At 50.5% G+C, this 19,491-nt stretch carries 18 protein-coding genes, 2 tRNA genes and 1 pseudogene; 7 read left to right on the forward strand and 14 right to left on the reverse strand.

The window, feature by feature from the left end:
• Positions 1 to 431 precede the first annotated feature (431 nt).
• Positions 432 to 2,171, reverse strand: a complete 1,740-nt coding sequence (locus ACVWZ0_RS14130; RefSeq protein WP_253460374.1) for a hypothetical protein — start codon at positions 2,169 to 2,171, stop codon at positions 432 to 434.
• 497 nt (positions 2,172 to 2,668) lie between these two features.
• On the opposite strand from ACVWZ0_RS14130, the gene ACVWZ0_RS14135 reads away from it, so the two are divergent.
• Positions 2,669 to 3,547, forward strand: a complete 879-nt coding sequence (locus tag ACVWZ0_RS14135) for a LysR family transcriptional regulator (RefSeq protein WP_253460371.1) — start codon at positions 2,669 to 2,671, stop codon at positions 3,545 to 3,547.
• 234 nt (positions 3,548 to 3,781) lie between these two features.
• On the opposite strand, the gene ACVWZ0_RS14140 is transcribed toward ACVWZ0_RS14135, so the two are convergent.
• The 9 genes from ACVWZ0_RS14140 to ACVWZ0_RS14180 all read right to left on the reverse strand — a co-directional run bounded on the left by ACVWZ0_RS14140 (position 3,782) and on the right by ACVWZ0_RS14180 (position 12,571).
• Positions 3,782 to 4,291: an Lrp/AsnC family transcriptional regulator gene (locus tag ACVWZ0_RS14140; protein WP_253460368.1), complete on the reverse strand. Its 510-nt coding sequence runs from the start codon at positions 4,289 to 4,291 to the stop codon at positions 3,782 to 3,784.
• Between the two features lie 74 nt (positions 4,292 to 4,365).
• Entirely contained in the window at positions 4,366 to 5,199 is an 834-nt protein-coding gene (locus ACVWZ0_RS14145; RefSeq protein WP_253460364.1) for a GNAT family N-acetyltransferase, read from the reverse strand.
• A 10-nt stretch (positions 5,200 to 5,209) separates the two neighbouring features.
• On the reverse strand, positions 5,210 to 5,350 hold the full coding sequence (locus ACVWZ0_RS14150; RefSeq protein WP_253461315.1) for a hypothetical protein: 141 nt from the start codon (positions 5,348 to 5,350) through the stop codon (positions 5,210 to 5,212).
• Positions 5,351 to 5,812: 462 nt separating this feature from the next.
• Positions 5,813 to 6,472, reverse strand: coding sequence for a DUF3313 domain-containing protein (locus ACVWZ0_RS14155; protein WP_253460361.1), 660 nt, complete (start codon positions 6,470 to 6,472; stop codon positions 5,813 to 5,815).
• Between the two features lie 309 nt (positions 6,473 to 6,781).
• Complete coding sequence (cbl, locus tag ACVWZ0_RS14160) at positions 6,782 to 7,741, reverse strand: HTH-type transcriptional regulator Cbl (RefSeq protein ID WP_253460357.1); 960 nt, start codon at positions 7,739 to 7,741, stop codon at positions 6,782 to 6,784.
• A 140-nt stretch (positions 7,742 to 7,881) separates the two neighbouring features.
• On the reverse strand, positions 7,882 to 8,799 hold the full coding sequence (gene nac / locus ACVWZ0_RS14165) for a nitrogen assimilation transcriptional regulator NAC (RefSeq protein WP_253460354.1): 918 nt from the start codon (positions 8,797 to 8,799) through the stop codon (positions 7,882 to 7,884).
• A 317-nt stretch (positions 8,800 to 9,116) separates the two neighbouring features.
• Entirely contained in the window at positions 9,117 to 10,130 is a 1,014-nt protein-coding gene (locus ACVWZ0_RS14170) for an ABC transporter permease (protein WP_370734459.1), read from the reverse strand.
• Positions 10,131 to 10,156: 26 nt separating this feature from the next.
• Positions 10,157 to 11,641, reverse strand: coding sequence for a sugar ABC transporter ATP-binding protein (locus ACVWZ0_RS14175; protein WP_253460348.1), 1,485 nt, complete (start codon positions 11,639 to 11,641; stop codon positions 10,157 to 10,159).
• 12 nt (positions 11,642 to 11,653) lie between these two features.
• Entirely contained in the window at positions 11,654 to 12,571 is a 918-nt protein-coding gene (locus ACVWZ0_RS14180; RefSeq protein ID WP_253460345.1) for a sugar ABC transporter substrate-binding protein, read from the reverse strand.
• 497 nt (positions 12,572 to 13,068) lie between these two features.
• On the opposite strand from ACVWZ0_RS14180, the gene ACVWZ0_RS14185 reads away from it, so the two are divergent.
• Positions 13,069 to 13,144 (forward strand) — tRNA-Asn (locus tag ACVWZ0_RS14185).
• A 381-nt stretch (positions 13,145 to 13,525) separates the two neighbouring features.
• On the opposite strand, the gene ACVWZ0_RS14190 is transcribed toward ACVWZ0_RS14185, so the two are convergent.
• From ACVWZ0_RS14190 to ACVWZ0_RS14205, 4 genes and pseudogenes are all read right to left on the reverse strand, one after another.
• A complete protein-coding gene (locus tag ACVWZ0_RS14190) occupies positions 13,526 to 13,858 on the reverse strand; it encodes a type II toxin-antitoxin system PemK/MazF family toxin (protein WP_253460342.1) in 333 nt (110 codons plus the stop codon).
• Positions 13,859 to 14,116: an AbrB/MazE/SpoVT family DNA-binding domain-containing protein gene (locus ACVWZ0_RS14195; RefSeq protein WP_253460339.1), complete on the reverse strand. Its 258-nt coding sequence runs from the start codon at positions 14,114 to 14,116 to the stop codon at positions 13,859 to 13,861.
• A gap of 336 nt (positions 14,117 to 14,452) precedes the next feature.
• A pseudogene (locus ACVWZ0_RS14200) lies at positions 14,453 to 14,625 on the reverse strand (helix-turn-helix domain-containing protein).
• 214 nt (positions 14,626 to 14,839) lie between these two features.
• Positions 14,840 to 15,460 carry a hypothetical protein gene (locus ACVWZ0_RS14205; protein WP_253460336.1) on the reverse strand — a complete coding sequence of 207 codons (621 nt, stop codon included), beginning with the start codon at positions 15,458 to 15,460 and terminating at the stop codon, positions 14,840 to 14,842.
• A 288-nt stretch (positions 15,461 to 15,748) separates the two neighbouring features.
• Here ACVWZ0_RS14205 and ACVWZ0_RS14210 point away from each other — a divergent pair.
• The 5 genes from ACVWZ0_RS14210 to ACVWZ0_RS14230 all read left to right on the forward strand — a co-directional run bounded on the left by ACVWZ0_RS14210 (position 15,749) and on the right by ACVWZ0_RS14230 (position 19,482).
• Positions 15,749 to 15,824, forward strand: a tRNA-Asn gene (locus tag ACVWZ0_RS14210).
• Between the two features lie 427 nt (positions 15,825 to 16,251).
• A complete protein-coding gene (locus ACVWZ0_RS14215) occupies positions 16,252 to 16,686 on the forward strand; it encodes a CesT family type III secretion system chaperone (protein ID WP_253460333.1) in 435 nt (144 codons plus the stop codon).
• Complete coding sequence (locus ACVWZ0_RS14220) at positions 16,683 to 17,642, forward strand: hypothetical protein (RefSeq protein WP_253460330.1); 960 nt, start codon at positions 16,683 to 16,685, stop codon at positions 17,640 to 17,642. Before ACVWZ0_RS14215 ends, ACVWZ0_RS14220 begins: the two co-directional genes overlap by 4 nt.
• A gap of 692 nt (positions 17,643 to 18,334) precedes the next feature.
• Complete coding sequence (locus ACVWZ0_RS14225) at positions 18,335 to 18,481, forward strand: hypothetical protein (RefSeq protein WP_153810780.1); 147 nt, start codon at positions 18,335 to 18,337, stop codon at positions 18,479 to 18,481.
• A 65-nt stretch (positions 18,482 to 18,546) separates the two neighbouring features.
• Positions 18,547 to 19,482, forward strand: a complete 936-nt coding sequence (locus ACVWZ0_RS14230; protein WP_253460326.1) for a cupin-like domain-containing protein — start codon at positions 18,547 to 18,549, stop codon at positions 19,480 to 19,482.
• Positions 19,483 to 19,491 lie beyond the last annotated feature (9 nt).

Consider the following 19,491-nt stretch of genomic DNA (forward strand, 5'->3'; position numbering starts at 1 on the left):
CAAAATAATGCGCTTACTGCATGCGTTCTATTTTATTCAGCCAGGCAAAACAGACAAACTCAATAATTGCATTTAGCTATTAATAATTGAAAAGCCTTTGTTTTATATGAATTATCTATAGAAGCGCCTCGTCATTTAGTTTTATTTAAACCCTGAATAAACACCTTTGATTATTCTATTTACTTTTTAAATTACAGTATAAGAATTTATATGTTTAGCTGTTATTTAATTTTATAACCTTGTGCAAACACCAGCAAAGGCATTCCATTACATCGTCATTTCATTTTGGTAATTAATCAGGGAAAGGAGCAGTAGATGCGGCCAGAGATTCAGGTGGGCAAATAAAATAAAAATAAATATTGCGTTATTTTATGCAAGAGTAACATGAAAAAAAACCGGCCATATCAAGGCCGGTTTTTTACTAATGGGCATTAGCTGTTTATGGGTTTTAGTTCAATCGCGTAATCAAGACCGTTTACCCTTACCCGCAGGCATTCTCTGGCCGTACCAACCGACGCGGTGCTGACCACGCGGCCACGCATAATCAGGTCGTTATTATTGTTGTAACCATAGCCGACCCGATCCGTTCCTTCCCAGTGCTGCAAAAATGCCGTTACCGGCTCGGCATCCAGCACGGCCGCTTCCGCAGCAGAAACCTGCGTATAAGACTTGATAAAGCGGAAATGAACGCCGCGCGAGAAACGATCGTGGCAGTTAGTGGTGATCAGAGCGATACAGAAGCCGGTGTATTTAGCCAGCTTAACAAATATTTCCCCTCTGCTGCTGCCCAGCGATCTCACCCTGACCCGCGTCACCGGGCACGATCCTTCCGCTGCCCAGGAGGCGTTAAAGCTGCCGTTCACGTTCTGAATAGAGATTATCGCTTCGCCTTCCGGCGTGCGTGACGTGAAGTCGATTTGCGTTTCCGGCATCGCATTAAACTGAGAGGAACCGATAATGCGCATCTGCATCTGCGTGGTCCATTCCGGCATCTCAATCTCGCCCACTTTAAACCAGGTTTCCCGATCCTGACGGTTATCCATACGTTCCTGGGAAGTGATGTACTCGTAGTTCAGCGAACCTTCAATACGCGCGCCGTGGTTTTCAAGGAATATCTGCCCTTCTTCATATACAGGCAGCCAGCGCTCGCCGCTGTCAGAGAGATCCAGCCCCTCGCCGTTATGCACATTCAGCATGGTAGAAATAAGGCGCGTATGATGGCACTTGAGCGGATTTTTATTGCCTTCCAGATTCAGCGCATTGACCTTCCACTGGCCGTTGGAAAGGTCGCCGGGGAATTCGGTATGCTCAATCCAGCCGTTATGCAGCACGCACTGCGTCGCGCGCGGCAGATCGATCATTTCAGACTTCACGCCGTACTGGATATTAAAGTTGCTGAGCTCGATAGCGGTAAGGTGATCCCAGGAGCCAGCGGCGCGATCGGACCAGCGGCCATAGATAACGCTGCCGGCGCAGCGGGTGGCGTACCACTGATCGATCTTACAATCCAGCGTATCGAGCAGATCCAGCGCGCGGCCGCCCAAATCCTGGAAATGCACCCCGGTCACGCGCAGATACTGACCGCCGGGGATGATATTTTTAAAGAACCCTTTGGTTTTAGTGTTGTCCTGCCCGTTAACGATAATGCCGCTGATATAGGTCCAACGGGCGTTGACGGTAAACATGTATTCGCCGTCTTTCTGGTCAGAGAAAAGACGGGTGTTAGGGAAGTAGCCGAAGTTGACGTGGGCGCCAGAGAGACGGAAACGGTTTACCTCCTGGCCGGAGAAATCAAATTTAGAGATAAAGAAGTTACCTGCCGGAAAGCGGATGCCGACGTTTTCATGGGTACGTACATTGTTTTGACGATCCATGATGCGTGACCAGTGCCACATACGGGTAACGGCTTCCAGACAGTCCGTTTTGCCATCCGGGATAGCGCCGAAATCGACCACGGTTACGCCCGCGTTATCGGTAATATAACGTTTCCAGCGCATATTTCGGGGAGTAACGATAGTCATGCCGCCATCTTCCGGCGCCGTCTTGTCGTTAAAGTCACTGATAAAAATACCGCCGCCGTAGCCGGTTCCTGCACTATAAGAAAGCACAATAGCCAGTTCGCCGTGGGCGGCAGGCTCGTGCGCCCGTAATTCATCAATAGAGTTCAGCATAGAAAAGTTATTTTCTTCATCAGCTGAATGCGCAAGATATACAATTCTGTCGAAGTCAATAGCTTTGCCATCTTTATCAAGTACGTTTAAGTTCCTGACCATTTCATTTAACTTAACCTGTTGTGATGTTAAATTATCCTGGTTGTTGTCACCAATGACACTCATTTAAAGCCTCTTTATTAAATATATATTATACGATGGTTGCATTTTCTGATGGGTTGCAGGCTTGCATTTAATGTTGGTTTAGGTTTCCACCAAAAAACGCGGTTTAAACCATATTTCTTGCTTTAGTTTTTAGAATTGACAGGATAATAATTGAAGGCCATTCATACAATTTTAAAAAATGATGCTCACGCGTAGAAATTAGCATCTCTATGATTAGCAAAATAAAAACAGTCTTATTTTGTAAATACCCCCCATCCAGAGCTTTCGTAAGTATGCTATATTTTTCATAAATTTACGCCAAGTTAACAGTTGTTAAACGATCTGGAGGTTTTATGTTTCTGTCATCTAATCTGAAATGCTTTATTGTGCTGGCGAAAGAGAAGTCATTAAAGAAGGCTTCTGAGATATTATTCGTTACCTCTTCCCCTATTTCTCGCCGGATAAAAATATTAGAAGACGAGCTGGGATTTAAATTATTTTCACGCACGGACCATGATTTCACCCTGACCAAAAAAGGGCTGGAACTCTACGATAAAATAATGCCGCATTACGATAAGATGACGGAACTGGAAGACTATTTTTCACGAAAAAGAACCAACGTTAATATTCGCCGTGGCCTGATGATTGGTGTAGAAAACCTCAATCCCTTTTTATTCAACCTGCTGGTAAAAACCCGCAAGAAGACCGAAAGCGTCTCTTATTGTTCCTGCGATACCAAAACTTCGGTGGAATCGCTGCTTTCCGGCGAGATCCACGGCGTTATTTCCCATCGGGAAATCAACGATAACGGGATCCTGTCGATGAATTTTTTCAGCGAGCCCGCCTGCTATCTCTATTCTAAAAAGTTCCCCGATTCGCAGCTTAGCGATATAAAAAACACGCCCGTCATCATTCCTACCAATGGCTTTTACGAACACTATGTGAAAAACGCGCACGCCAAAATCCTGACTATGTGTCCTACGGCGCAGGTTATTATCGTGGATGATATTTATGATTATATTTCGCTGATTGCCAATGGCGAAGCCGTTGGGCTAATCAGTGAATCAATGGTGTCATTTTATCAAAGCAAAATAAGTAATTTCAGTGAGTTAAGTTACAGAGTCGAAAAATCATTCCCGGAGCTTAAAACCTATATCTACTATCTGAAAGAACGTGAGTTCTCTTTGAAATATGCGTTAGACACCGTTGACGCCGCACAGGTAAATGCGTGATAACAGAGACAGGATGTCTCTTTTTTAACATTCTTACAGGCTGAGGGACAACGGGAAACGCATCGGGAAAAAACTTTTTCCTGATCTGGCGGGTAAAGCATGGCGCCAGAATTAATGACTGGTATCATCCGCGACGGTGAAAAGCGAACTATCCCTGGCGTATCGCCAACCAGGGAAAATAAGAAAGGATAACGCCCTTCATAACATTTTTGCCGTCATTATGTCCGACAGCCATCAGAACTCCATCGTTTGACGAAAGATAAGCGAACGCAGCGGCACGCTGCTTTTCAGGATCGGCGATTTAATAACAATGTAGCTAAAGTATTTATCTATCCCGATTTTAGCGTCCAGAACGCTTTCAATGACTTCCTGGTAATGTTCGATGCTGCGGGTAATAAAACGCAGCAGATAATCGTATCCACCGGTAATCAAATGACACGCCATCAGTTCGTCCACCTCCCGGAGCGCGTTTTCAAAACGCATAAAGTCTTCGCGCCGGTGTCCGGCCAGCGTAACCCCGGTGAAGACGGTAACGGAATCGGTAATTTTAGGTAAATTAACGTGCGCCTCGTAACCGGTAATAAACCCTGCCGTTTCCAGACGTTTTACCCGCTGTAGACAGGGACTGGGTGAAAGCCCGACAGCGTTGGCAAGGTTTACATGACTGATGCGACCGGCCTTTTGCAGCTGTACCAGAGCAGGGATATGTAACGCCTCGCCGATATCCGGCCACTGGCGAAACACCGCTTACGCCGCCGGCTCCGCCACCAATGCCGCCCGGATAAGGCCGCGCTCCGGCTCTGATTGCTGGAGGATATTTATGCCATTGCCTGGCTCACCAGCGCGAACGCCCGCACGTCCTGCGGCTGCCAGGGAGTGCCTTTATACATGGTGATGGGCTCGTCAACCTGAACCATACCCAGGGCGACGAGCCATTCGCCCAGCCCGCAGGCGCTGTCGGTATCGATACGGACGAAGGCGCCTTCCAGACCGGCAAGCAGTTCGCTGACCAGTACTTTCCCCTGCTGTAGACTGGCACAGATAATGGGGCCGATAGCGAAGCCGTGCCCGAAGCGGCGCAGGCAGGCGAATCCCGCCGTTTGATCCTGCTCTTCCAGTACCAGAAAGCGGTCTGCGCTGGCAAAAAGCTCGGCGATCAGTGCCGGACGATGCTGCCCGTGCGCCCTGGTTTCCAGCTTGCTCAGCGCCGTCAGCTCTTCGCGGCGAGCGGGGCGCAGGCTTTGCGACGCCTGCGGTAGAACGCGTTCGCCCGGTGCCAGCGCGCGACATTGATGCTGAGCGATCGTTCCCGTGACCACAAACCCCAGCTTTTCATACAGCCCTTTGCCCATTTCCGTGGCGTGCAGGCGCAGCTGATGCCCTTCCAGCGCGGCCAGCGCCGTCTGCATAAGCTGTTTACCGATACCTTTGCCCTGCGCGCTGCCGGCGACGTTCACCAGACCAAGGGTGGCGTAGTCGCCCCAGCGCCAGTAAAGCACGGTGCCAATCAGCTCGCCGTTTTCCATCGCCGCCAGGCCTTCACCCAGCGCCAGCGCCTGCTGCCAGTCTTCACGGCGGTGCGGCCAATGTAACCGCTGCGTCAGGGCATAAGCGGCATCAAGATGCTGCTCGTTCATCGTTACTATGTTCATCCTTTTCTCCTTAAATCATGCCTGGCTGTTGCTGGCCGCTGCCGTCTGTCAGCCTGGCATAGCGGGACGGCGTGGGATCAATTACCGGCGCAGAATCGGTCGCTAAATCAGCGGCCAGTCGCCCGGCACCCGGTTCTCGCAGGAAAGGCATCAGGCCCCGTTCCAGCCTGAGGTTTTTGCGCCTGGTTTTCAATATGGGATAAAACTACCGCGCATAGCGCAGCCTTTGTACGGCACAGGTTAGGACGCTCAGCCATGTGCAACAGGAATTTATACTGTGGACGCGCAGCCATGTACAACAGAGGTTTATATTGTGGACGCGCGGCCATGTGCAACAGAGGTTTATATTGTGGACGCGCAGCCGTGCGCGGCGCAGGTTTTTTCTGCGGGCGGAGATAACAGGGCTTAAACGAGTCCAGAAAAATTATGATGTGGCCGGATAATGCCAGATATTGCACAACAACATTTTATGCGCTGAATAAGGGAAAGCTTATTGGGGGCGATTATCGGGCCGCATCAAGGCCCGATAATTTTCTCCGTTCATTTTTATAAATTTTCAAACATACTTTCCGACAGCGGTCAGGCCGTTGGCGCTTTACCGCCGCAAGCCTGGCTATGGCGTTGAGAACGTCGCCACATCCTTCACCATATCGTCAATAGCGCCCTTCACGTCCGCCGGGGTAATTGGCACAGTGCCGTTCGCCACGCTTTTACCGTATCCTTTACGGATAATTTTAATAACCGGCTTGCCGGTAGCAATATCAATCGCTTCCGCCTCGATAAATAGCTCGGCGTTCTGGCTGCGATGCCCGGTGGCGGCCATCGTGCCTGCTACCACGGCGGCGACCGGCACCACCTCATAAAACTGGAGATCTTTGTTTTCAGCGGTTACGGCAGTAATGGCCGTTTTCACTATCAGACCGCCAGGCTGAGGGGTGTCGACAATCTTCTTACGCCCGGCCAGCGCGCTTTTAAGACTGGATTCGGTATAGCTACGAATTTGCTCCAGCGTGGCGGCAGAGACCCGACTGTTGGGTAACGCGCGAGGATAATAAGTAACAGGCGCAAAATAGAGGCTGGTATAACGATCTGACTGATAATCGGGCGCAATCCAGCGCAGCGTTTCATGCCCGCTTGCTGTTTTTACCGGTTTCATCTCGGCATAATTTCCTAAAAAGCCGGAATATTGCGACTGCTCGGCGGTTTTGCTGGCACAGCCGGTCAATAAAATAGCGAGGAGAGCAAAAGGCAGCGTTCTTTTAGCAACAACCATACAACCCCCTGGTGGATAAACCTGCTTTACAGCATAGTCGTTCGCCGTTGATTTACTTGCTGGCAGTGTTAACTGTGCTATCGCCCCGCCGCTTTGCTTTCAATAACATGCTGTACGGCGATAGCGCGCCTGGCCAGGCGCGCTAAAGGCTATTACCACTATGGATCGCATCCAATGAATAAAACCCCACCATAAAAAATTTTTGCTGCACGACACCGAACGCAAGCTACCCAAGCCCAGGGGCAAAAACAAGGCAATATTGCCGGGCGAACGGCTTTCTTTGCTGTTCTTCGGGACGCCTCTGAAATTTTAAATCTGAAAATCCAGCACCGGTTCTACCGCGTCATGCGTGGAAAGCGCCTTGCGCTTGATCTCTTCCAGCGACAGGTTGGCGTTGCACAGTTCCAGAAACTGCCAGACGTAGTTGCGCTGTAGCTGCCCACGCTTCAGGCCCAGCCAGACGGTATTGGATTCAAACAGGTGTTTGGCTTCCAGCCGGGTCAGCGCGGCCTGCGCATCCAGCTGGCAGGCCTGATCCGCCAGCACGCCCACGCCCAGCCCAAGTTCGACATAGGTTTTTACCACGTCGGAATCCTGCGCGCTGAGCACGATATCCGGCGTCAGCCCGGCGGCATGAAAGGCGCGGTCAACGCGGGAACGGCCGGTAATGCCCTGGCGATAGGTAATTAAGGGATAGCGGCTGAGCGCCGCCAGCGAAACCGGCTGCTCCTGCTCCAGCGGATGCCCCTTTGGCACCAGCAGCGCATGATGCCAGCTGAACCAGGGAAAAGCCGCCAGCGACGGATTATTGACGACCTGTTCGCTGGCAATACCGATATCGGCTTCGCCCGCCATCAGCATGGCGACAATCTCCTGCGGCGTGCCCTGATTTAACTCCAGGCGAACACCGGGATAGAGCGCGCGAAACGCTTTGATCACCTTTGGCAGACTATAGCGCGCCTGGGTATGCGTGGTGGCGATGGTTAGCACGCCGCTGGATTCGTTGGTAAAGACATCGGCCAGACGGCGCACCTTTCCGGCTTCATCCAGGATGCGTTCAGCAATAGTCAGCAACGCCTTGCCTGGCTCGGTCATGCCGAGCAGCCGCTTGCCGCGACGGATAAAGATCTCCACGCCCAGCTCATCTTCCAGATCGCGTATATGGCGGCTGACCCCTGACTGGGAGGTAAAGAGCGCATTAGCCACTTCGGTCAGGTTAAACTCGCAGCGTGCCGCTTCCCGGATGATTTTAAGTTGCTGAAAATTCACGTGCGCCTCTCCCTCTGTTATCTGTTGGTTTCAGCCATGTTAATAAGGCACATTGATAGCAACAAATAATAAAAAGAGGTTTTATATGCTTTTTAGCGATATAGGAGTGAGGCGCGCCGACGCGCGCCCGCAGAAAGGCATTAGCTCACCAGCATCAGTTCACGCTCTTCAATCGTCGGTTTGTTGAGCAGCGACAGCAGGATATTTTTTACCGCTTGCGCAGAAGGAGAAAGCGGCGAGCGCGCCGAAACGTTCAGCGACAGCGGCAGGTTCAGCGTCGGGCTGTTGATGCGCGCCATCCAGGCATCGGTGGAGCTGACCAGCGCGCGCGCTGCGGATTCCGGCAGTACGGTCACACCCATGCCGCTGGAGACGGCGGCGGTCAGCGTGGCGATCGATTCAATTTCGCCGATAATGCGGGCGCTCAGGCGGCGCAGCGAAAACGCTTCGTCGACGCGTTTGCGCACGGCGCTGTAGTCGCGCGGCAGAAACAGGTTCATTTTGGCCACGTCGGCTAAATCGATGTTTTGTCCAGGGCAGTCGGTTGCGCCAACCAGATAAAGTTCTTCTTTCATCAACGGCAGGCTGGTGATGCCGGCGGACGGCGCGCGGTCGTAAAGTACGGCCATATCAAGCTGCCCATCCATCACTTTTTCGTTTAGCGATGCGCCGCTGTTTTCGTGCAGGTAAACCAGCACTTCCGGAAACTGTTCGCGCACGGTTTGCAATAAAGGCATGGTCAGCGAAGAGGCGGCGGTTCCCGGCGCCAGACCGATTGAAACCTGACCGGTCAGCGTCTGCCCGGCGTTGATCACCGCCGTTTGCGCCTGTTCGCACTGCCGTAAAATGGTACGGGCGTGGGCGTATAAAATCTTCCCGGCTTCCGTAGGCGTCACGCCGCGCTTGGTACGGATAAGCAGCTGCTGGTCCAGCTCGTTCTCCAGCGTGGCAACCTGCTGACTGAGCGCAGGCTGCGCAATATGCAGCACCTCTGCGGCCTGGGTCAGGCTGCCAATATCGACGATTTTTACAAAATATTTCAGTCGTCTTAAGTTCATTTTGCCTCCGTCACGGGACGCCATTGTTACTGGCGCTAAAAAATAAGTTTTCACTCTGGTGCGGGTTAAGAATTGCAAGTGACGTGCCAGAAACTTCCGGCTGCGCTTTCAGCCCATTTGTTTCAGGCTAAGCGCCGGTAAAATAAGAGAATCTGATTACCTCTAAAGGAGTAACGCTTTTTTTTAATGCTTTCACCAACCGCTTGCCTGCACCGATGAGGTGCAAAATATGCTGTCAGGCTGTGCATGGTAACGTTTACATGGCATAAAAAAGCGGCGGCTGAGAGGAATACAGGGGCCGGCCTGGCCCCTGCCCGCTAGCGCTTTTTACGATTGCGGTACATATCCACTGAAACGGCGCTGACGATAATAATGCCTTTGATAATGTCCTGAACGTAGGCGTCCACGCCAACAAAGGTAAAGCCGCTCTTAATCAGCCCTAAAATCACCGCGCCGATCAGCGTACCTGTAATCCTCCCTACGCCACCCATCAGGCTGCTGCCGCCGATGACGGCGGCGGCAATCGCATCCAGCTCATAGGACATGCCCATGCTGGACTGGCCACTGCTGACGCGCGCCGCCAGGACTACGCCAGCCAGGCCGGAAAGCCCGCCCGCGATGGTATAAACAATCACCAGGTATTTATTGACGTTAATCCCGGAAACTTTCGCCGAGGTCATATTGCCGCCAATGGCGTAAACGTACTTGCCATAACGGGTGTGTTTCAGCGCAATATGGAAAATGACCGCGACGACCAGGAAGATGACTACCGGCATTGCGCCCTGGCCGATGGCGGTAAAACTGTCGGAAAGGAAGCTGATCGGGTTGCCCTGCGTGTAGTATTGCGCCAGCCCGCGCGCGGAAACCATCATGCCCAGCGTGGCGATAAAGGGCGGAATACCGGTTTTAGTGATCAGCACGCCGTTCACCACCCCGCAAAGCAACCCCACGCCGACCCCGGCTACGATCGGCACCGCCGCAGGCATGTTGACCAGCGACGGGAACATCGGGGAAAGGCTGTCGGAGGTTTGCGCCAGGCTGGCCGCCACCACGGCGGTTAAAGCAATCACCGAGCCGGATGAGAGATCGATCCCCGTGGTAATAATCACCTGGGTCACACCGACCGCAATAATGCCGATAATGGCAACCTGCAAAATAATCAGCACCAGCCGGTTTGGATTAAGCAAAAACGATTGATCGCGCACGTACCAGCCTGCCGCTTCAAAAATCAGCGCGATGGCGACCATCACGATAAAAATGCCGGTATCCTTCGGCATCTTTCCCTTAAAACTGCTTAAAAACGTCGCCGAAGACGGCTGTTGGCCACTCATTTTTACGTCGCTCATGGTTTCAGCCCTTATTCAGACGCCAGTGACAAAATGGATTCCTGATCGGCCTCTTCTTTATTGAGGATGCCGGTGATGCGGCCGCCGTGCATGACCATCACCCGATCGCTCATGCCGAGTATTTCCGGCAGTTCAGAAGAAACCATGATGATGGCGACGCCGCGATTCGCCAGCTCGCTGATTAGCCGGTAAATTTCCGCTTTCGCGCCCACGTCGATACCGCGCGTCGGCTCGTCCAGAATCAGGACTTTGGGCTGTGCCAGCAGCCAGCGGGCGATCAGCACCTTTTGCTGGTTGCCGCCGCTGAGGTTATTGATGATTTGATCCATAGTGGGCGTTTTGATGTTCAGCCGACGGATCTGCTCCATGCAGTCCTTCGCCATCTGGATATGGCTGACAAAGCCCGCGCGGCTGCTGTATTCCGGCATATTGACGATGCTCATGTTTTCCATCACCGACAGCACCAGAAACAGCCCGGACTTTTTCCGATCTTCAGTAAGAAAAGCCAGCCCCTTTTCTATCGCCGTGGCAGGCGAATCTATTTTTACCGGCACGCCGTCTATCAGAATTTCGCCGCCGTCGGGGCTGGTCATGCCAAACAGGCTTTCCATCACCTCGCTGCGGCCCGCGCCGACCAGCCCCGCCACGCCCAGAATTTCACCACGGCGCACGCCGAAGCTGATGTCATCAAACACGCCTTTACGCTGTAAATGACGTACCGTCAGCACCTCTTCGCCAATGGCCGTGTTGAACTTGGGAAAAAGCTGGGTCAGCTCGCGCCCGACCATCTGGGTAATCAGCGACTGCCGCGTATAGTCCGCCGTCGCGCTGCTACCGACCCAGGCACCGTCGCGAAATACGCTGACCTCATCGGTAATCGTAAAGATTTCATCCATTTTGTGGCTGATATAGATGATGGCTTTACCCTGCTCTCTGAGATCGCGAATGATAGCGAAAAGATGCGAAACCTCGGTTTCAGTCAGCGCGGAGGTTGGCTCATCCATGATCACCACATCCGCATTCCAGGATACGGCTTTAGCGATCTCTACCATTTGCTGTGAGGCGATGCTCAAATCGCCCACCAGATCGTCCGGCGCAAGGAGAATGTTCAGCTTGCTTAACAACTCGCGGGTCTGGCGATGAAGGCTGCCGTGATCGACAAAGCCATATTTCATCGGCTCGCGGCCCAGCCAGATGTTTTCCGCCACTGTCATATGAGGCACCAGGTTAAGCTCCTGGTGGATCATCGAAATGCCTGCGCGCAGCGCGCCCAGCGTGTCCTGAAACGCTACCGCCTCGCCCCTGACGCGGATTAAGCCTTCATCCGGGCGATAAATTCCTATCAGGCATTTCATCAGCGTGGATTTTCCCGCGCCGTTTTCGCCCATCAGCGCGTGTACGCTGCCGGGCCTGACCCGTAAAGAGACGTTGTTCAGTGCCTTTACGCCAGGAAAAAACTTGCTGATGCCTTCGGCTTCAAGCGCATATGCGGTCATGATGCACCCCGGCTATTTCTGGTTCAGGCTGGTAAACTTCGCCATGTTTTCTTTGGTGATCAGCTGGAAAGGGATATCGACGTTCGATTCCACGTTTTCACCTTTTGCCAGCTTCACCGCCGCCTGTACCGCCCCCTCGCCCTGGCCTTTTGCGTCCTGAAAAACGGTAGCGACCATTTTGCCGTTTTTGATCATTTGCAGCGCGTCCGGCGTGCCGTCAACCCCCGCCACCAGCACGTGGTCGCTGTTTTTTCCCAGCGCCTGAAGCGCGCCAATCGCCATTTCGTCATTATTGGCAGCGATCGCCTGAATATCGTCGCCAGCGGTGAGCCAGTTGCTGACCACATCTACCGCATCGTTACGCATAAACTTCGCGGTCTGCTCCTGAACGATTTTTAAACCAGGATATTTCGCAACAATCTCTTTCACGCCTTTGGTACGTTCACGCGTCGATTCATTGGCCAGATCGCCTAACAGGATGGCGACGTTGCCTTTGTAATTCATTTGTTTAGCCAGCGCTTCCATCTGCAAACGCCCCGCCAGCTGCGAGTTGGAGCCAACATAGGCCATTTTGCCCGTCAGTTCGGCTGCGGGACGGCGGTTAATAAAAATCAGCGGGATGCCCGCCTTGCTGGCCTGATCCATAATCGGTTTAACCGCGTTGGTGTCGACCGGATTGACGATAATGGCGTCCACGCCCTGCCCGATAAAGTTCTGCACCTGCTGTAGCTGCTGGGAAACATCGTTTTTGGCATCTTCTACCTGCCCTTTAACGTTTTCTTTTTGAAGTTCTTTTTGCATAGAATTGCGAACGATGGTGAGGAAGTTGTCGTCAAACAGCGCCATTGAGACACCCATCTGGAGATCTTTTGCCAGCGCGACAGCAGGCAGCGAACAGACTAACAGTAACCCTGCAACGAATTTTTTCATGATAGAGCCCTTATGTGATTAGCTTGTGCGGCTGGCTGGACCTCGAATGAAAGATATTTTTTACATTCACACAACTTCACCGGTGCCTGGATAACATTTTTAAGTGGTGAAAAAGCAATGTCTTAGTCAGATTGCTCCTGGTTATTAACAATATTTATCAAAAGCTTAATTTAGTTTTTCAGTCTTTATCGCTTCGACATATAGCGGCCGACTGACTGATCAGTGCAATTATTCCATAATTAACATTTTTGAAACTTTTTACATAAAAGCACCGAAACGCACGTTTTAAAAACGGCAAACAACAAAATTTTGACACACCTCTAACATCAGCAAGGCATTCGCCGTAAAGTGCGATCTGGCGCAAGAGATTGAATTTTGCCCGAACGGGCGAGAAACAGAGCGGGTTGCTGATTTTGCGGCCGAACGCGCGGCAAAATGGCATTCGACCTTTGACACGCCCGGACGCGGCCGTTACTATGCGCCCCATCGAAACCGATTCCTCTGTAGTTCAGTCGGTAGAACGGCGGACTGTTAATCCGTATGTCACTGGTTCGAGTCCAGTCAGAGGAGCCATATTTATGTTGTCATGCATCTTCACGAATCTTTATATTATTTAGATTCAACAAGCTAGCGTGAAAACCTACCCAATGCATTTTCATTGCCCCTCTGCATTGGGCAAGATTTGGGGTCATTTCAGTTTTACTATGGAGTGACCGCCCAGTGTTTCTGAACGTCACTAAAATCCACAGCTTTAAGCCTTCTGAAAATCCCTTTACGCTGACCGATTCTCATCTCCTGTATTTGCTTGTCGATTCAGGCGGTTAAAACCTCTGGTATTTCAAATATCGCTTTAACCGAAAGGATCTTCCCTTGCTCTGGATGCATATTCGCAAGCCTCGCAAAAACGAGGGCGCTGTATGTGACAGCGCCCTCGTTCAGGTGGCCTAAAAAACATTAGCTCAACATGGCCTCCAGGCGGGCCAGCACTTCATTCACAACGACGTCAGGTATACGTTCCAGCCGCTTACCATTTCGGGCCGCCATATCAATGGTTCTGGGCTGGTCGCAGCGGATCACGCCCGTCGTTTTTGTTCCCGCCTCGTCCAGTGAAACGGTAAAACCGGCTGTTCGAGCAAAGTTTCCGCCGTGGGTAACGGGAACAATAACGGGTAGCCGGGTCAGCTTGTTAAACGATGCCTTCGATACGATCAGTACCGGACGTTGTCCACTTTGCTCGTGGCCGGCAATCGGATCCAGTGAAACAAGCCAGATTTCCCCTCTGTCCATTTACAGGATCTCCTTGCCCATCGCAGGCGCATCAATCCATTCACGATCCTCTTCGCTCATTTCGGCGTGCGGATCACACTGCGCCAGCAGCTCCTCAAGCGAATAACGGGGCCGTTTTTGGGGTTCAATAATCAGGCAGCCATTATCAATGGTCATACCTACTTCGCTGTCCGTCGACAGCGCCAGCGTTTTCAACACGGCAGGAGGAACCGCCAACATGACGGATCCGCCGACCTTTTTCAGGCGAGTGGTATACATAGAGCACCTCCGGATATTATATTTTAATATAACATCCAGGGCAGGCGATGCACAATTATTCATCAGATTCATTGTGATTTCCTTAGCGTAAGAAAGCCTTAACCCATCGAAGGACAGAGCCGGTAGTTTTCAAAGCGGCATTGCCGGTAAAACGGCAAGCATTCTGATATATCAGGCGTTTCTTTCAGATCCTAAAGCATGCCATGCAGAGAGGAGCTTGATGCGCGACAAAGAGGGCCGATAATAGAAAACTGTTTTTTCGGTGCAAAGATTTATTACGAATCGGATAAACAAAATGCGGCATATCTTCCGTATTCAGGCTGCGCCGGAGGGTTATCAGTGATAGCGCGAAGGCCCGTTTTTTCAGGCGCAGGCCCAGCACTTCCGCTATCAGCTTTTCGCCGTGGGCCAGAGCTGGTTAAGAGCGTTGGACAGCGTGGAGGACGCCAGCCCACCGTTACGGGAAACGGCCGCCAGCGACCTCTCCCTTTTTTCAGCGACGCAATAATGTCGGCAGGATAGCAGTCGGTTGCGTCATGCGGTCACCTTATTGATAAACATCACACCGTCGGCAGTGCGTATCTAACGCGTTGATTTAAGTTCGGCGGCAAAAAACCAAAGCAGCTCACCGAAAACCCGTTCTGCTACATAGTGATTTATCAATTTTAGACAACCCTGAGGTTGGCACCTTAGCTGCGCCGCCTTTTTACGCGCTGCGTTTTTTCAGCAAGGTCTGATAATTAAACAGGCGGCACCCCAGGCGCCCTCGCTGCCTTCATCATGGATATCGGAAATAATCTGTTCGACCCGATAACGATCGGAGATATTCTCGCTGACATAGGTTTCTACGCGTTCGAATTTATTAAGCACTTTCTGCGCCCCGCTGAGCAATTCGCCATCCGCTGCCGAATAATAGTAAGCAAATACGCCAAATTTTATGGATGAGGCGTCGCGGTTAATAGAAAGCACTGAGGTTATCCTTTCAATATCGTGATACCAGCCCGACGGGCCGCCCGGCTGGTTTTTGACTTCGATTACCGCTCGCGGCTGGGCTTTTCCCCACCACAGCAGGAGATCGAAACGGCCGCTCAAACGCGCCTTAACCGGCTTTGGCCCCGGCGCTATCGCGCCCGCGTGATCCATTGAGCTAAGCCCATTGCTTTCAAGCGTCACGAATTTAGCGCCCGGCATGTCGCTTAGCGCTTTGGCAATATAGGTAGTGAGCATATATTCCGCAGCCGTCCAGACCCAGTATCCGCCGGACATTTGACGATAATCTTTATGCGCTTTTTCTATACCTGAAATGATAGCGCCACTAATTGTTTCAGTTGAAACGGCAGCCATTTGGTGATCCTTATAAAAAAAGGATAAGCCTATACCGCAGGGCCGTTTTCTATGGCCTTAATAACGTTAATTATTAACCTTATTTCGGAGCTTAAAGATAAACCTTCACAGGGAATTTTGTCATAACGCTTGTTCTTTAGCCAGGCGCTGTGTTTTTTTATTCATTTTTGGCGCCCCAAGCGGTGAACTTATTTTTTTGCCTATATTTGAATCAGTCGCATCCAAAAATCACACTTCCCCTTTGATAGTCTGCTGCGTCCTCGTTATAATTCGCCCCGTTTCAACAATTCCTCTGTAGTTCAGTCGGTAGAACGGCGGACTGTTAATCCGTATGTCACTGGTTCGAGTCCAGTCAGAGGAGCCAGATTAGAGAAGCCCGCTTAAGGAAACTTAAGCGGGCTTCTTGCTTATCGACCTTGTTCTGCCTTTTACTCTTTATCTGTCGGCGTTGCGTTTTCATCGATCCTGGTCTCGCCCTGATTACGCAGTGCTTCGGATAAACACTCTGCGCCCTGGCTCAGCAGGGTGCCGTGCCAAAAGGGTGCCGGTAAAGTGCTGACTGCATGGCGCTGCCGCCCAAGGTTAAGCATTCTCTCGTTAGCCGATTGGTGTCATGCCCCTTTATCAACGCTACTCTTTTAACCTCATCACATCTGCTCGCTATTGTTCCACAGCTTAAGGAACCAGGCGGTTTTTCTGTTCACTTACTCTTTCTTACTTTGCAGTGAAGTCGGATCGGGCTGCCCTTGCCGTGCCGGTTTGCTACCTGAGACAAATAAAAAGGAGGATTTATGTCAACAACCTTTAATAGTGCTCTTATTCCCTTGTTCAATTACCTCAAGCTAACGCCTGAGATGCGGGGCGATGAAGAAGCCTTTGAGTTAGTGATGTGGTCAGATTTATCGCTGCGGCTTTTGCATTATCCCGGTAACCACATCACCTTTAGCTGCCTGCTTCCTTTCAGGACGGCTAATGACATCACCACTGAGCTTCTCTGGGAACTTCTACAGGCAAATTTGATGAACGAAGATTTCCCTCCCATTGTGCTGGCGGCTTCGGCAAACAGTGACGAGCTGGTGATATGGTCGCGTTTGCCGATGAACACGGCAGATCCTCAGGCCCTGATTGCCCTGTACGAAAATATGGCTTTTTATACTCATACGCTGGGACAGCGTCTGGGCATTATCAGCCAGCACCTTCCTGATGAAGTCGGAGTCGGATTATGATGCGTATATTTTCTTCTGGCAGCAGCCGCCAGACCCAGCAGAGCCAGCCCGCTCATCAGAGCCTCAGCGCGACACAAATGCAGGCATCCGGCCCCTTTCAGCATCAGGTCAGGGTGGTTTCACCACAGACGCTGCAAAGCATGGATCTGGCGGCGCAAGTCCAACAGGAAGTGCGTACGCAATTAGGGCGTGGTGGTAATCAGTGGTTGCCGCTCGTTGCCGATCAGGGAGAGAGTGCGATGCGCGGTATCATGGCCGTGCGCGCTGCAGACCGCTTTAGTCATGAAGCCAGTGAACGCTTTACACAACGGTTTCCTGACGCGGCGACAGGCCTGGATCGTGCTTATGCGAGTGGACACAGCGCCCTGAGAGTGCAAGGAGGACACTGTCAGGAATTTGCCGATCTGGCCTACACGCAAGTGGCGGCCAGAGGAGCCAATAAGCCCGTGTTTAATACTCTCTACAATAATGACCACGTCCTGGTGCTGTTAGGAGACAAACGTCAGGAAGATCCGGTAGTGCTTGATGCCTGGCAACATCTGCCGATTGTGACCACGCTGGAGAACAGCAGGCTCGATCCGGGCAGGCTTGACGTTATCCAGCAGCGAAACGATCCCCGCCCCGATCCGCACGCCCAGTGGGCGCTGCGCCATGTACGTACCATGCCAATGGCGGAGATCGAGGATATATTAACCTCGACTACCTATCCGCCAGTGGGGAAAAAATTTGTCAAACATATGGTAGAAAGTGCGCGGGCGAAGGAACCCGGACGTTATGACGTACGCTCGCTGGCGAAAGATCCCAGTACCCGCTTCACTGACGATCCCGCCCGGGCGGCGAAACCTTTTGACGTCATGTCTGCCTCATCCCTATCCAGTACCCGACGAACTATTGAAAAATATGAACAGGCTGCAGCCGCCGATCCCGGGGGCTATGGCAAGGCAAAGCGTTTCTGAATACAGCATCGGTGATCGGCGCTTTGCGCCTGCGTAAGTGCGCCTGAACCCAACCTCTTCTGAGTAAAAAATTTACTGGTCAGCCAATAGATTACGACACAGGTTGGGCTCATTCCTGTAACAGGCGGAGTGTGCAACCGGCTAAGGGTTGCAGCAATCTTACGCAGGATCATTCGTGCTTTTGCAAGATTGGGTGTATGCCGATCCAGGGTGGACGCTGCAATAGTTTTCGCTGCAAGCTATGGGCCTTTTCTTTCTCTCGCTCAGGTTTCATACCTGAACGCCATCGCTTTTTCTTATGGAAAATCGTCAATAATCGAGATGAAAATCTCAAAAAGGTTAATATATAACCATAAGAAATTATGAACTGTAACAATTCAACATTTCTACACCTTTAGCAGTTCAGAAGAAAAATAAAATCTTGACCAACAAAAAACAACATAATTATCAATTAGTTGAAAAGAGCACATTCTCTCCATAAAAGATACACTCCAGTTTTACTAATCAATAATCAATGATTTATTGTGATAGCACTCACACTTACATAAAAATGTATTAACATAAAATTATCAAATTACATTACTTTTAAATCTCCGGTGACATTTACTTAATTTTCCTTACATTAATTAAAGATCACTGCGTTTACATTTTTGTTTAACAACAATCCAAGTCAAATTACAGGAGCAATAACCATGAATGATTTCGAAAGCAAAGAGTTTCGTTCTTATGTATCTCCAACTGAGACTCAAGATTTTGATGTTGAATTCAAAATTGAAAATGTACAGCTGGCTGAGATTGAACTGGATAACGAACTGTTATTAGCAACTCACCGCTGCTAATAAGATCGTCGGGTTCTGGGGGCAACCCCAGAACTTAAATTTATAACTTATCGTGAGAATTCTCTATGAGCGTATTCCGGCCACATGTTGAAGATGTCGCAAGTGTTGAAAACCACCAGTTTGAAGAAACATTTTTCAATAAGACCCAGCCCGTGCAGTATGCAAATTTGAACAGCGACATGCCTGCCTATAAAAAATGGAGTTTTGAATTTTTTAAAGCGCGCTGTAGCGAGATATTATGTCAGGTAAGTGATAACTTAGAGGATCCGGCAAACATCACCAGAAAGATTTCAATATCAGAATACATTGATCTGATGAAAAATGGCGAGCAATGCCCCTATATGACAGGCTGGAGTTATCAAAAAAGCTTGCCTGAGCTGGACGAAGATATCTTTTTTCCAAAATTCCACCCGGATGATTTCATCGATCGTTTGCCAAAAAGAATGCAATTCCGCAGACGATGGGTGTTTTTTGGAAAAAAAGGAATAAATTGCGATCTTCACATTGACTGTTTTTCAACCAGCGCATGGTTAATGATGATTGAAGGTCAAAAAACATTCCGCGCTATATCTCCACTTCATCGTCACCATATTGAAATGGGGACTTCATTATTTAATGAGGAAGTCGTAGCACATCTGGATGAATTGAACGTTGAGATCGTTGAATTCACTCTTACTCCCGGGACTATTCTCTACGTGCCGACTGGATGGGTACATGAAATCCGTAATGACACGGATAATATCATGGTGACAGGTGGTTTTACCTCCAGACAGCATGCCATAAGATTTTATAAAAATTATCACTCCTATATCTCCCGAGATTCAAATGAGAGTGACATTGCTTTCAATGATTACCTCGAAGTGCTTACAGAAAATAAATTAAAAATATCGGATGAAGTCAGGAATTCTATTATAGAGGAGGTCTCTTACACTAAAGAAAAAATAGAGATCTTGCTTAGAAAACAAAAAATGTATGAAGAGATGATTAAGACAACCGCTTAGGTAAACGGC

Source organism: Erwinia sp. TECH1 (assembly GCF_054057575.1).

Excerpts from the sequence above, each read along its gene's own strand:
- ACVWZ0_RS14215 (WP_253460333.1), top strand. The coding sequence starts at position 16,252 with ATGTCAACAACCTTTAATAGTGCTCTTATTCCCTTGTTCAATTACCTC.
- nac (WP_253460354.1), bottom strand. The coding sequence starts at position 8,799 with ATGAACTTAAGACGACTGAAATATTTTGTAAAAATCGTCGATATTGGC.
- ACVWZ0_RS14145 (WP_253460364.1), bottom strand. The coding sequence starts at position 5,199 with ATGAACATAGTAACGATGAACGAGCAGCATCTTGATGCCGCTTATGCC.
- ACVWZ0_RS14175 (WP_253460348.1), bottom strand. The coding sequence starts at position 11,641 with ATGACCGCATATGCGCTTGAAGCCGAAGGCATCAGCAAGTTTTTTCCT.
- ACVWZ0_RS14180 (WP_253460345.1), bottom strand. The coding sequence starts at position 12,571 with ATGAAAAAATTCGTTGCAGGGTTACTGTTAGTCTGTTCGCTGCCTGCT.
- ACVWZ0_RS14220 (WP_253460330.1), top strand. The coding sequence starts at position 16,683 with ATGATGCGTATATTTTCTTCTGGCAGCAGCCGCCAGACCCAGCAGAGC.
- ACVWZ0_RS14155 (WP_253460361.1), bottom strand. The coding sequence starts at position 6,472 with ATGGTTGTTGCTAAAAGAACGCTGCCTTTTGCTCTCCTCGCTATTTTA.
- ACVWZ0_RS14195 (WP_253460339.1), bottom strand. The coding sequence starts at position 14,116 with ATGTATACCACTCGCCTGAAAAAGGTCGGCGGATCCGTCATGTTGGCG.
- ACVWZ0_RS14135 (WP_253460371.1), top strand. The coding sequence starts at position 2,669 with ATGTTTCTGTCATCTAATCTGAAATGCTTTATTGTGCTGGCGAAAGAG.
- ACVWZ0_RS14190 (WP_253460342.1), bottom strand. The coding sequence starts at position 13,858 with ATGGACAGAGGGGAAATCTGGCTTGTTTCACTGGATCCGATTGCCGGC.
- ACVWZ0_RS14230 (WP_253460326.1), top strand. The coding sequence starts at position 18,547 with ATGAGCGTATTCCGGCCACATGTTGAAGATGTCGCAAGTGTTGAAAAC.
- ACVWZ0_RS14225 (WP_153810780.1), top strand. The coding sequence starts at position 18,335 with ATGAATGATTTCGAAAGCAAAGAGTTTCGTTCTTATGTATCTCCAACT.
- ACVWZ0_RS14205 (WP_253460336.1), bottom strand. The coding sequence starts at position 15,460 with ATGGCTGCCGTTTCAACTGAAACAATTAGTGGCGCTATCATTTCAGGT.
- ACVWZ0_RS14130 (WP_253460374.1), bottom strand. The coding sequence starts at position 2,171 with ATGCTGAACTCTATTGATGAATTACGGGCGCACGAGCCTGCCGCCCAC.
- ACVWZ0_RS14170 (WP_370734459.1), bottom strand. The coding sequence starts at position 10,130 with ATGAGTGGCCAACAGCCGTCTTCGGCGACGTTTTTAAGCAGTTTTAAG.
- ACVWZ0_RS14150 (WP_253461315.1), bottom strand. The coding sequence starts at position 5,350 with ATGCCTTTCCTGCGAGAACCGGGTGCCGGGCGACTGGCCGCTGATTTA.